General features: G+C 37.5%; 10 protein-coding genes. 6 read left to right on the top strand and 4 right to left on the bottom strand.

Annotated elements, in window-relative coordinates; genetic code table 11:
• Positions 1-508: 508 nt before the first annotated feature.
• Together N0B48_RS17265 and N0B48_RS17260 are read right to left on the bottom strand one after the other, a co-directional pair.
• Positions 509-1555 (bottom strand): PA0069 family radical SAM protein, encoded by a 1047-nt coding sequence (locus N0B48_RS17265; protein WP_259840165.1) that lies wholly within the window; start codon positions 1553-1555, stop codon positions 509-511.
• A gap of 122 nt (positions 1556-1677) precedes the next feature.
• On the bottom strand, positions 1678-1872 hold the full coding sequence (locus N0B48_RS17260; protein WP_034724644.1) for a hypothetical protein: 195 nt from the start codon (positions 1870-1872) through the stop codon (positions 1678-1680).
• A gap of 173 nt (positions 1873-2045) precedes the next feature.
• Between N0B48_RS17260 and N0B48_RS17255 the strand changes: the two genes are divergently transcribed.
• Positions 2046-2396, top strand: coding sequence for a hypothetical protein (locus N0B48_RS17255; RefSeq protein WP_047456460.1), 351 nt, complete (start codon positions 2046-2048; stop codon positions 2394-2396).
• Positions 2397-2433: 37 nt separating this feature from the next.
• On the opposite strand, the gene N0B48_RS17250 is transcribed toward N0B48_RS17255, so the two are convergent.
• Positions 2434-5088 (bottom strand): hypothetical protein, encoded by a 2655-nt coding sequence (locus N0B48_RS17250; RefSeq protein WP_259840164.1) that lies wholly within the window; start codon positions 5086-5088, stop codon positions 2434-2436.
• Positions 5089-5123: 35 nt separating this feature from the next.
• Positions 5124-5921: a DUF2797 domain-containing protein gene (locus N0B48_RS17245; protein WP_259840163.1), complete on the bottom strand. Its 798-nt coding sequence runs from the start codon at positions 5919-5921 to the stop codon at positions 5124-5126.
• Between the two features lie 86 nt (positions 5922-6007).
• On the opposite strand from N0B48_RS17245, the gene N0B48_RS17240 reads away from it, so the two are divergent.
• From N0B48_RS17240 to N0B48_RS17220, 5 genes are all read left to right on the top strand, one after another.
• The gene (locus N0B48_RS17240) at positions 6008-7030 is read left to right on the top strand and encodes a GDP-mannose 4,6-dehydratase (RefSeq protein ID WP_259840162.1); all 1023 of its coding nucleotides are present in this window, start codon (positions 6008-6010) and stop codon (positions 7028-7030) included.
• 142 nt (positions 7031-7172) lie between these two features.
• Complete coding sequence (locus N0B48_RS17235) at positions 7173-7394, top strand: DUF2795 domain-containing protein (protein WP_002662059.1); 222 nt, start codon at positions 7173-7175, stop codon at positions 7392-7394.
• A 127-nt stretch (positions 7395-7521) separates the two neighbouring features.
• Positions 7522-10596 carry a preprotein translocase subunit SecA gene (secA, locus tag N0B48_RS17230; RefSeq protein WP_259840161.1) on the top strand — a complete coding sequence of 1025 codons (3075 nt, stop codon included), beginning with the start codon at positions 7522-7524 and terminating at the stop codon, positions 10594-10596.
• Positions 10597-10751: 155 nt separating this feature from the next.
• On the top strand, positions 10752-11876 hold the full coding sequence (locus N0B48_RS17225) for a PepSY-associated TM helix domain-containing protein (protein ID WP_259840159.1): 1125 nt from the start codon (positions 10752-10754) through the stop codon (positions 11874-11876).
• 2 nt (positions 11877-11878) lie between these two features.
• A complete protein-coding gene (locus N0B48_RS17220) occupies positions 11879-12043 on the top strand; it encodes a hypothetical protein (protein WP_259840158.1) in 165 nt (54 codons plus the stop codon).
• Positions 12044-12045: the final 2 nt, after the last annotated feature.

The following is a 12045-nucleotide window of genomic DNA, read 5'->3' as shown; positions in this document are numbered from 1 at the left end:
TATTATGCTTATCTAAAAGCTCTTCTGTGCTACCGAAATACTCTCGTTTTTCAGTGGGGCAAAGATAACAACTTATTCAAACGCAAAACAAATTTATTTAACTTAAAATTCACGAACAAGCCCCTTTAAATCATAAAACACTGGTATGCAGAGAGAAAAATTTTAAACTAATGTTTAATTTTACCGCTCTCCTTTTCTTTAGTAGTGATTCTACCTTTTAGTATGTTCATAGATCAGGCTCAAAAACTCGGCATAAGACTTTTCCAGACCTATGATATCACCGGATTTGAGATTTAAACCGCCGTTTCCGGATGTATCGGATTTTACTTTTAATGAGGAAAACCGGAAATAGAGGATTAGTTTGTAAGTTTTGGCTAAAGCCTTTTAGAATGAACATATATTGTAAGCGGGCTAAAGCCCGCTTCTATTGAATCTTATACTATATATATTAATTATATACTTGTCATCATACATCTGGTTTCATCATATATATAAGGTATAAGATCTATCAATCAAACAGTCTTAGCTGCTGATCTTTTGCTCCGGTAAAATTCGCAGTGGAAAGCTTAGGAAATTCTTTGCCTTCAAAAAACTTCTTTCTTCCGATCTTAAATGTAGTATGAATCATGTCTGCGATGTTGCCCTCTCCTCTCTGTCTTTCAAAATATCTTTTGTCTCCCAGTTTTCCACCGCGCATAGAACGGATAAGATTTAAAACCTTTTGCGCCCTGTCCGGAAAATGTGACTCGATCCAATTAACAAAAACAGGTTCTACGGTATCATTCAATCTTACCAAGGTGTATCCGAAGCTCAATGCGCCTGCATCTGAAATAGATTTCAAAATGTTCAACGGCTCATCACTGTTCAGACCAGGAATAATAGGTGCCACCATAACATGAACAGGAATTTTATTCTCTGTAAGAACTTCTATGGCCTTCAATTTATTTGGAGCTGAACTAGTACGCGGTTCCATTTTCCGTCTCAACTCTTCATTAATAGTAGGAATACTAAGTGAAACTGAAACCAGATTCTGTTCCGCCATCGGTTTTAAAATATCAAGATCCCTCAGCACAAGTGCATTTTTTGTCAGAACATTGACAGGATGTCTGTAATCCAGACAAACCTGAAGAAGTTTTCGGGTGATCTCAAACTGTCTTTCCGCAGGCTGATAGCAATCGGTGTTTCCTGAGAGGAGAATTGGTGCCGGTTTGTAACCTCTTTTCTGAAAAAATTTTTCCAAAAGTTCAGGAGCATTTTTCTTCACCATGATTTTCCTTTCAAAATCAATTCCTGCGCTGTAGCCCCAATACTCATGGGTAGGTCTTGCAAAGCAATAGGAACAGCCATGTTCACAGCCCTGATAAGGATTCATGGAATATTCCATGGGGAGATCTTCACTTTTTACCTGATTCACAATGCTTTTTGGGAAAACTTCCGTAAAAGTGGTTTTTACCGCTTCGAAATCTTCTTCTTCCGGCTCATAGGTATACCGGTCGAAACGATTGATAACGTTCGACTGTGCGCCTTGTCCTTTTTTGAAATTTTCGTTCTGCATTATGATGTAAAATTAGAATGGATTTCTTATTAAATAATGAGTTTTAACATTAAAGTTATCCACAGAAAAAATCCGACCCTTAAAAAGGAGCCGGATTTCACATAATTAAATATATTCTTTTACTACTTCAGCGCATAAAATTCCACTCCGTGATATTCATCTTCGTGGTTTTTGTCATCAAAATGTCTGTGATAATCCGAATAGGTATCACTATATTTTTTATCTTTTTTAGTCAATATTTTCTTTAATCCAATAAAACCTAATACAGCCAAAAGACCAACACCTCCTGCCAGTAAAACGCCAACTTCTTTTTTCATATTTCGTCCGATTTAATATGGTACCTACTGCAAAAAGTGTACCTAATTTTCTGTTTTAAATTATAAATTTTGTTAACATTAAACTTTATTTCACCTAAAAATGTAATTCCCTTTTTTATTAAATTTAGCAAATCAATGGTTTAATTATTGTACTTACCTAAAAAAATAATATTATGGATAATTCAGAATATACCGATAGAATGACCACCTTAAGCCAGGTTATGAAAACCCTTTCAGAAAGAGGAATTCACCGTGAATTCAGAATGAACGACAAATGTGAAATGAAGTTTGAGAATTCAGATAAGGTATATCAACCTTCTGAACTTATCATTTTAAAGACCTATCGTTTTGAAGGTGACAGCAACCCCGATGATAATGCGGTTTTATATGTACTGAAAGATAACGCCGGAAACCGTGGTATGATCATAGATTCTTACGGAGCCGACAGCAATTATCCCGGCGAAAAGTTTGATGAATTTTTGAGAGATATTCCTGTTCAGGAAAGTGAAGAATTTAATTTCTAATCCTTTCTTCAACCAGAATACATATATATCCCCGGAACTATTCAGTTACCGGGGTTTCTTTTTTCTTGAAAATATTCTTTAGAAATCCTTTCTTTTCTTTTTTCTCTTCCTTTGGTTTAGGGTCTTCCTTTTTGGCTTTAATCTCCTTCTTCAGCTCTTTGACCGTTTGTTTCACTTCCTTTACAGAAGAAACAGCACTTTTTACCGTTTTTTCTGTTTTCTCGATGTTTTTTCCGATAAGTGTTTTCTTTAAACCTTGTTCAATTCCTTTCCAGAAAAGATTGAAAAATGATTTTGTAGGATCCCGTTCAACATTTTCCACGGCCACAGCTTCAGGATACTTTCCAGAATCGGATCTGATAAAAAGATTTGCAACAGCGGTGAGTACTCCTTTTTTCTCCTGATTATTTTTATTTAAGACGGCAATTTTAAGATCCTTATGTTTCAGATTGAATGTTCCATTCAGTCCAGCCGGGTTTCCTTTAAAATTGAACAGCATTTCCTGAATCGTTCCAGAAGTGGCTGTTACATGAAGATATGGTCTGATAAATGGATTGATTCCACTTGCCGGAAGATTGGATGTCTTTCCTGAAATGGCAAAACCGTCATTATGATCTGCGACATCAAAATTCCAGTTCACCGAGAGAGGGGCAAGATTCATGAACGAGCAGTTGATCCTGATATCCACTTTTGTAGGCTTTCCTTTTGTTTTGGCAGAATTCAGGTTTTTAACGTTCATATTAAAATTAGCAAAAGTCAGTTTTCCCGGGCCGGCACTTTCCGGTGTATCTTCTTCGTAAACCAAAACGGAATTTTTCAGATCAAGGTTATTGACTGTCATTGGAATTTTTATGGAACGGAGCAATTTGGAATACAATGGCTTCACTTTCGGATCATCATTTGGGATCTTACTTCTGAAAATATTGGCATCTGCCCCAAGAACCGCTACATTGGAAGCATTGATTGATTTATTATCTGAAAACAAATCCCAATGCCCATCTGCTGCAATCTGAGAAACTTTGATATCATACAGGTCGCGCTCTACAGGGATCATTTTGATAAACTGCGCCCTCGAAACGAGGGGTTTCATGATAAAATTATTAACCTGAATCCTATTTTTATTTAATTTTAAGAGACCGGCGCTTAAATTATAAAACTTTGTTCGGTACGCAAAATTCCTTGTGGTCAGGAAATAGTCTTTCACTTTAAAGGAAAGTCCCTGATTATTTGGTTTAGGTGCTATTTCAATGGTGTTAACCGTAGCATTCAGATCATGAAAGGCAAGCGGCTGCATTCCTTTATCATATACAACATCAGAATTCTTAAGAGACATTTTCCGGACGATGATCGAATTGATGATTGTCGGTCCTGGATTCTTCTTGGGCTTATTCACCCCCGCCTTAACTGTTCCGCTTACATTTTCAACCAGGACATCTTTGAGATCCAGATTCAGTTTCTTTTCAATAAATTCAAACTTATTAATGTTAAAAGCGATATGTCCGGTTTTCAGATCCATTGAACCTTTTCCTGCCTCCGGAACTCCGGGAGACAATACCAGATTTCTGATTTCACCGCTTTTTGGATTCAATGCAATGCTTTCAACCGTGAAATTCTGGTGATTTGAATACTGAATATCTCTTCCTGAAACATGAAAATCTTTATATCCGACAGGAATCACCTCTTCTGCGGTAATCTTGTCAAATTTTAACTGGTTGACTTTTATATTTAATGTTTTTGCGGAAAGTAATCTGCTGCCATCAGGTTTATTGATGAGTATGGAAGCGTTATTGAGTTTTATATCTTCTAAATTAACTTCAAAATTCAGTTTTTTCTCTGTCTTTTTAGGTTTTACTCCGGTATTGTAAACGGTAAGGACGGGATTTTGGAAATCAGCAGTGGCCAGCGAAATTTTGTTTTTAGCCAAAACCACATCTTTAAAATCCATTTTGGGAATAGAAAATTCAAAAAGTTTCGGTTTTTGAGGAAAAAATCTTTTAAACTGATTAAAAGACAACAGTGGAATCAATCTGAAATTATCAATTGACATCTGTCCGTCTGAAGTCGTGATAGTACTAATGGTTATCGCATATATATTATCCGGGCGAAAGAAGAACTCCTTTCCTTTAATCGTATAACGATCAAAAACTACCGGAAGCTTGTCTTCTACTGATTCTTCGGTCATCTGAAGATTTTCCACCACCAGATCCAATTGCTGAACCGATAAAAATTTCTGTTTTGTATGCTTGAAAATATTGATCGTTCCTTTATTAATCCTGATATTTTCAAATAGGACAGGATTTGTTTTTTTTCCGGTTTTACGGTCTACGGGTTTTGCAAGACTGATATTTAAGTTAGGTCTAGCCAGCAACAGATCAGATGAGCTGATTCTTTTATTAAAAATGGCATCATAGATCCCAAAACGACTGATTTTTAATGTATCAATTGTTCCCTGGAGGCCAATGACGTTAGTATTTTGAGGGTCTTTGCTGTTTACCGTAATTCCTGCAGCAAAAATATTTCCTGACCCCAGATCTACATCCAGTGTTTTGTAGGATACCTTATAATCTGTATTCTTCTTTATATAGTCCGGAAGTTGGGTTTTAAGCCATATATTCAGTCCGAAATTTGCAGCTAAAAGAATGAGCAGCAGAATTCCCAGGCTTATTAATAACTTTTTGACCCATTTTCTCATATTGTGATTTGGTGTTTGTCATCTTAAATATAAGATTAATTTTTTATCTCCAGCTCGATGACATAGCCTTCATGACCTCTTACATTCATAAAATCTGCTCCATCAAAACTCAGATACTGTCCTTTTATTCCCGTAAGCTTTCCTGTGAACTCAGGTTTTTTATCCAGGGTGAATGATGTTACTTTCGCAGGTTTTTCAAAAGGATAATCGAATCTCCACAGATCTTCTCCCTCACTGTAGAACTTTTGGAAGTCATCAGGGAAGTACTGTCTGATTTTCTGCTGGAAGTCAGCCAGATCAATTTCTCCTTCGAAATTGTCCTGAAGCATTTTTCTCCAGTTGGTCTTGTCAGGAAGATGTTCTTTTAAGGCAACTTCTATCATTCCTGCTTCGTAACGGTTTTCTGTTCTGGCAATCGGCAGCGCAAAAGTGGCCCCCTGATCGATCCATCTTGTTGGAATCTGGGTATTTCTGGTCACTCCTACTTTTACATCTCCGGTGTATGCAAGATAGACGGTGTGAGGCTGCAACTGGATTTGTTTTTCAACTTCCAGGTCACGCTCAGCAACGCCCAAATGGGCTGTGGATAATTCCGGACGAATAATGGTATCACTGGCATAAGGGCTTTCAAAGAAACAGCTCTTGCAGAATCCCATTCTGTAAATAGGCTTATTTTCTCCGCAGTTGACACACTGAAATCCGGTATGCTTTATACGCAGCTCCTTTCCGAAAAGCTCATTCATATGGATAAGATCCCCTGAAAGATTTAGATAATATTGTATCGGCTGTGCGTCGAAGCTCGTCATTTTTAAAATTTGCCCTTGAAACTGCATACTGTTTATATTACTTTTTTAAGTAAATTTAATGATTATATTTTCAAAAAGTAAATTTATATTTTTGCGACATTAAAAAATCACAAATGACTTATCTTGTAACTGGAGGAAGCGGGTTTATAGGTTCCCATTTAATAGAAAAATTATTACGAAATGGACATTCTGTCATAAACGTTGACAATTTTGATGATTTCTACAATTATCAGATAAAAATTAAAAATACTTTAGCGTCTATCGGTAAAAATTATGATTTTGATTTTTCGGACAAAGAGACAGACATCAGACATTTAGCTGACATTTCCCGGTCAGACTCCTATCAGATGTATTATCAGGATATTCGTGATAAAAAAGGGCTTGAACATATTTTTAAAAACCACAGTATTGATCTTGTTATCCATCTTGCTGCCCTTGCAGGTGTACGTCCTTCCATTGAAAGACCCCTTGAATATGAAGAAGTGAATGTTCGCGGCACGATGAATCTCTGGGAGCTTTGTAAAGAATTCAACGTCAGCAAATTCATATGTGCATCTTCATCAAGTGTTTATGGAAATAACGAAAAGACCCCATTTGCAGAAACTGACAATGTAGACCATCCGATCTCCCCGTATGCCGCCACTAAAAAGAGTGGTGAAGTTTTAGGACATGTTTACCACAATCTGTATCATATCGATATGATTCAGCTTCGTTTTTTCACAGTATATGGACCGAGGCAAAGGCCGGATCTGGCCATCCACAAATTTACAAAACTAATCTCAGAGGGACAGGAAATCCCATTCTACGGCGACGGAAATACAGCCAGAGACTATACTTATATTGATGACATCATCGATGGAATCATGAAGTCCATTGTTTATCTTGAAAATCATTCCGGGGTTTATGAAATTATTAATCTGGGTGAAAACGAGGTGGTCACTTTATCTGAAATGCTGGCTGCCATAGAAAATGCTCTGGGAATTTCTGCCACACGGAAAATTCTGCCAATGCAGCCGGGAGATGTCCTGAAAACCAATGCAGATATTACAAAAGCTAAGACATTAATACACTACAAACCAGACACGGACTTCCAAAATGGCATAAAAAAATTTGTGGAATGGTTTTTGAGAAAATGACATCATGTAAGTTGCTGGCACAGCTGTAATGCGGTCTATGACGGACAATGAACAAAAATTAATCAAAAAGAATTGAAAATCAAGTATAAAAAAGCGTATAATATAAGCTAATTTTATACTTTTGCAAAAAAATTAGAAAATTATGTACTGGACATTAGAACTAGCCTCCTACTTAAGTGACGCACCTTGGCCAATGACAAAAGCAGAACTTATTGACTATGCAATCAGAACTGGTGCACCAATGGAAGTTGTAGAAAACCTTCAGGCTATTGAAGACGAAGGAGAGATCTACGAATCTATCGAAGAGGTATGGAGTGATTATCCTACCGACGAGGATTTCCTTTGGAACGAAGACGAATATTAATTAAAGCAATAAGCTTTAAGCAGCGCGCTTAGAGCTTTTTTGCCCTTTTTTATATATAAAATTCACACGATAAGCGTGTCAGTAAAACGCTTAAAGCATATTACTTTAAGCATAAAGCAAAAAATTTATGAGTTTTTTAAACAAAGTTCTTAAAGGGTTTTTGGGAGACAAAAAAGCGCAGGACCTAAAAGAAGTAAAAAAAGTTGTAACAAAAATCAAAGCTGTAGAACCAGCCATTCAACAGTTGACTGATGATGGACTGAGAGAAAAAACTGCTGAATTTAAAGAAAATATTAAATCTGCAACCAGCAAAATTACAGCGCAGATAGAACAGATAAAGGAGCAGGTGAAAAATTCACCTAATGTAGATGAAAAGGAAGCTCTTTTCACAAAAATTGAGGCTCTTAAAAAAGAATCATACGACATCGAAGAAAAAGTTCTTGGTCAAATTCTTCCTGAAGCTTTTGCATTGGTAAAAGAAACAGCTAGAAGATGGGCTCAGAATGGAGAAATCCGTACTACAGCAACAGACTGGGACAGACAATTGGCCGGAGCGGGTAAAGATTTCGTAGAGATTCAGGGCGATACTGCCATCTGGAAAAGCTCTTGGGACGCTGCCGGAACTCCTGTAGTCTGGGATATGGTCCATTATGATGTTCAGTTTATCGGAGGGGTTATTCTTCACAGCGGTAAAATTACCGAAATGGCAACCGGTGAAGGTAAAACTTTGGTAGGAACATTACCTATTTACTTAAATGCACTTTCTGAAAGAGGTGTTCACGTAGTAACGGTGAATGACTATCTTGCTAAAAGAGACTCCGCCTGGATGGGCCCTCTTTATCAGTTCCATGGAATGTCTATCGACTGTATCGATAACCACCAGCCGAACTCAGACGGAAGAAGAAAAGCATACAACTCGGATATTACATACGGAACGAATAACGAATTCGGTTTCGATTATCTAAGAGATAACATGGTAACTTCACCTTCAGAACTTGTGCAGAGAGAATTAAACTTTGCGATTGTGGATGAAGTGGATTCCGTATTGGTAGATGACGCCAGAACACCATTGATCATTTCGGGTCCGGTTCCTCAGGGAGACAGACAGGAATTCGATGTTCTTAAGCCTTCTATCGACAGAATCGTTGAAGTTCAGAAAAAAACGGTTTCCGCACTCTTTAATGAAGCGAAAAAATTAATCGCGGCAGGAAACACAAAAGAAGGAGGATTCAAATTACTACAATCTTACAGAGGTCTTCCTAAAAACAGACAGTTAATCAAATTCTTATCGGAAAGCGGAAACAGAGCATTGCTTCAGAAAGTTGAAGCGCAATACATGCAGGACAACAACCGTGACATGCCGATCGTAGATAAAGATCTTTATTTCGTTATCGAAGAGAAAAACAATCAGGTTGATCTTACCGATAAAGGAGTAGAATATATGTCTCAGGGGAATTCTGACAATAACTTCTTCGTTCTTCCGGATATCGGAACAGAAATCGCTGAAGTTGAAGCAAAAAACCTGACTAAAGAAGAAGAATTCGAAGCTAAAGAAAAACTTTTCTCTGAGTTCGCTGAAAAGTCTGAGCGTGTACACACGATGAGCCAGCTGTTAAAAGCATATACATTATTCGAAAAAGATGATGAATATGTAGTAATTGACGGTGAAGTAAAAATCGTTGACGAGCAGACAGGCCGTATCATGGAAGGAAGACGTTATTCAGACGGTCTTCACCAGGCGATCGAAGCTAAGGAAAATGTGAAAATTGAAGCTGCTACGCAGACGTTTGCAACAGTAACGCTTCAGAACTATTTCCGTATGTACAACAAGCTTGCGGGAATGACCGGTACTGCTGAAACAGAAGCAGGAGAGCTTTGGGAGATCTACAAATTAGATGTTGTGGTAATTCCTACCAACCGTGCTATTTTAAGACATGACAGACAGGATTTAGTTTTCAAAACTAACCGTGAAAAATATAACGCCGTTATTGAAGAAATTGAAAAATTAACAGCAGCAAAAAGACCTGTACTTGTAGGTACGACTTCTGTTGAAATCTCTCAATTACTTTCTAAGGCCCTTCAATTAAGAAAAATCCCACACCAGGTATTGAACGCGAAGCTTCACAAGAAAGAAGCTGAGATCGTTGCCGGAGCAGGACAGCCGGGCGTTGTAACCATTGCAACGAACATGGCAGGTCGTGGTACGGATATCAAGCTTACTAAAGAAGTAAAAGAAGCAGGTGGTTTGGCCATTATCGGTACTGAAAGACACGATTCAAGACGTGTAGACAGACAGCTTAGAGGTAGAGCGGGACGTCAGGGAGATCCTGGAAGTTCTCAGTTCTATGTATCTCTTGAAGATAACTTAATGCGTCTTTTCGGTTCTGAGAGAATCGCGAAAATGATGGACAGAATGGGTCATAAAGAGGGCGAAGTGATTCAGCATTCTATGATCAGCAAGTCTATTGAAAGAGCACAGAAGAAAGTAGAGGAAAACAACTTCGGGATCAGAAAGAGACTTCTTGAATATGATGACGTTATGAACAAACAACGTGACGTAATCTATAAGAGAAGAAAGAATGCTCTTTTTGGAGATCACCTTAAGTATGACATTACGAACATGATCTTCGATGTTTCAAATTCAATTGTTACCAAAGGAAAAGCGACAGGAAACTATAAAGATTTCGAATTCGATATCATTAAGTTCTTCACGATGGAATCTCCGGTTTCTGAAAATGATTTCAAGAGCAAGCAGATTCCTGAATTGACAGATTTTGTTTTCAAAGCGGCTCAGGAAGATTATAAAATGAAACTGAACTTACTGAAAGAGAAATCATTCCCGATCATTGAGAATGTATATCAGAATCAGGGTTCAATGTTTAAAATGATCCAGGTTCCTTTCTCAGACGGACACAAAACAATGACTATTGTGGCTGACCTGAAAGAAGCTTATGATACTCAGTGTGAAAGTTTGATCAACGATTTTGAAAAGAACATCACTTTATCCATCATCGATGAAAACTGGAAACTTCACCTTCGTGAAATGGATGACCTGAGAAGATCTTCTCAAGGTGCCGTTTACGAACAGAAAGATCCATTGGTGATTTACAAACAGGAATCATTCCACTTATTCAGTGAAATGGTAGACAAAATGAACAAAGAAATAATTTCTTTCCTATACAAAGGAGAAATCCCCGCTTAAGGAATTAATAATAAAATCTCATAAAAACCCCGCTTCAGCACAGACTGAAGCGGGGTTTTGTTATTCAGTGCTTAATGAATTCATGATAAATATCAATCCTGTTATTTATTTAGAACAATTAAAAACAATATATTTGCAAAAAATTTGACTGCTTCATGAAGCTAAAAACTGCAAAACGTTGGTTTAATTGGCATAAATGGACGAGCCTCATCTGTACCGTTTTCTTGCTGTATCTCTGTATCACAGGGTTACCGTTGATTTTTCATGAGGAAATTGAACATCTTTTAGAAGATAATAAGGAAGCTGTGTCCAAAGGTCAGCAGAAATTAAGTCTTGATAAACTGGCTACCATTGCAGAGTCAAAATATCCCGGAGAAAAGGTAAGATATGTCTTTTGGGATGAAAATGATAAAAATAAAGTTCTTTTTGACGTTGTTGACAAACCTGATGCGCCTTACGAAAAAAGCAAATATTTAGTTTTAAATGAATATACCGGCGAAGTTTTAGGGGCTCCTAAAACAGATGGTCTTATGAACATCATCCTAAAGCTTCACACAGATATGTTTCTCGGAATTCCGGGAAAACTTTTTTTAGGTCTGATGGGAATGCTTTTCATGATCTCCATTCTTTCAGGGATTGTTTTATATGGTCCTATTATGAAAAAATTTGATTTTGGAATGGTCCGCAAAAACAGATCAAAAAGGCTTAAATGGCTGGATACCCACAATTTATTGGGAATTGCCATTACAGCGTGGATGGCTGTTGTAGGATTTACGGGCGTAATCAACACGCTTTCAGATGTTATCTTAGGGCTTTGGCAGCAGGGACAGCTTGCAGAAATGACGGCTCCTTACAAAAATCAAAAACCGTTGACAGGAGATTTCAGCTCTCTTGAAGATGCTAAAAAATCTGCTGAGAAAACAATCAGTGACATGAAAGTGTCTGTGATTGTTTTTCCAGGCACTCCTTTTACAAGCAAACACCACTACGCCGTTTTTATGCGTGGTAATACAGAACTTACTTCCAAATTACTGAAACCGGTCTTAATCGATGCTAAAACGGGTGATGTCACAGAGTCAAGAGATATGCCCTGGTATGTCAATGCTCTTTTCATCTCCGAGCCACTCCACTTTGGAAACTATGGAGGTATGGTACTGAAAATTGTATGGACAATCTTTGATGTCTTCACCATTCTGGTACTTATTACAGGACTGTATTTGTGGATTGCGAGACGAAAATCAGAGAAACAACAGTGGAAACTCATTTCAAAAGACGAATAAAGATGAAAAACACCTTTCTAAAACTTTGGGGAATGCCCTTATTGCTGGCTTTTCTCTCTCTATTCGGATTGATCGCGGCATTACTGGGCGACGGTATATGGGATGTATTAGGATGGCTTACTTTATCTGTTCCGCTCTTTTTAATTATAAAACATTACTTAAAATAAAC

Source organism: Chryseobacterium herbae (genome assembly GCF_025154075.1).
In the GTDB taxonomy this organism is placed as follows: Bacteria; Bacteroidota; Bacteroidia; order Flavobacteriales; family Weeksellaceae; genus Chryseobacterium; species Chryseobacterium herbae.
The sequence above is the reverse complement of the archived record's forward strand: the minus strand, read 5'-3'. Positions and strand labels throughout refer to the sequence as shown.

Coding starts and splice junctions, on each gene's coding strand:
- N0B48_RS17255 (WP_047456460.1), top strand. CDS start 2,046: ATGGATAATTCAGAATATACCGATAGAATGACCACCTTAAGCCAGGTT.
- N0B48_RS17220 (WP_259840158.1), top strand. CDS start 11,879: ATGAAAAACACCTTTCTAAAACTTTGGGGAATGCCCTTATTGCTGGCT.
- N0B48_RS17225 (WP_259840159.1), top strand. CDS start 10,752: ATGAAGCTAAAAACTGCAAAACGTTGGTTTAATTGGCATAAATGGACG.
- N0B48_RS17250 (WP_259840164.1), bottom strand. CDS start 5,088: ATGAGAAAATGGGTCAAAAAGTTATTAATAAGCCTGGGAATTCTGCTG.
- N0B48_RS17245 (WP_259840163.1), bottom strand. CDS start 5,921: ATGCAGTTTCAAGGGCAAATTTTAAAAATGACGAGCTTCGACGCACAG.
- N0B48_RS17265 (WP_259840165.1), bottom strand. CDS start 1,555: ATGCAGAACGAAAATTTCAAAAAAGGACAAGGCGCACAGTCGAACGTT.
- N0B48_RS17240 (WP_259840162.1), top strand. CDS start 6,008: ATGACTTATCTTGTAACTGGAGGAAGCGGGTTTATAGGTTCCCATTTA.
- N0B48_RS17235 (WP_002662059.1), top strand. CDS start 7,173: ATGTACTGGACATTAGAACTAGCCTCCTACTTAAGTGACGCACCTTGG.
- secA (WP_259840161.1), top strand. CDS start 7,522: ATGAGTTTTTTAAACAAAGTTCTTAAAGGGTTTTTGGGAGACAAAAAA.
- N0B48_RS17260 (WP_034724644.1), bottom strand. CDS start 1,872: ATGAAAAAAGAAGTTGGCGTTTTACTGGCAGGAGGTGTTGGTCTTTTG.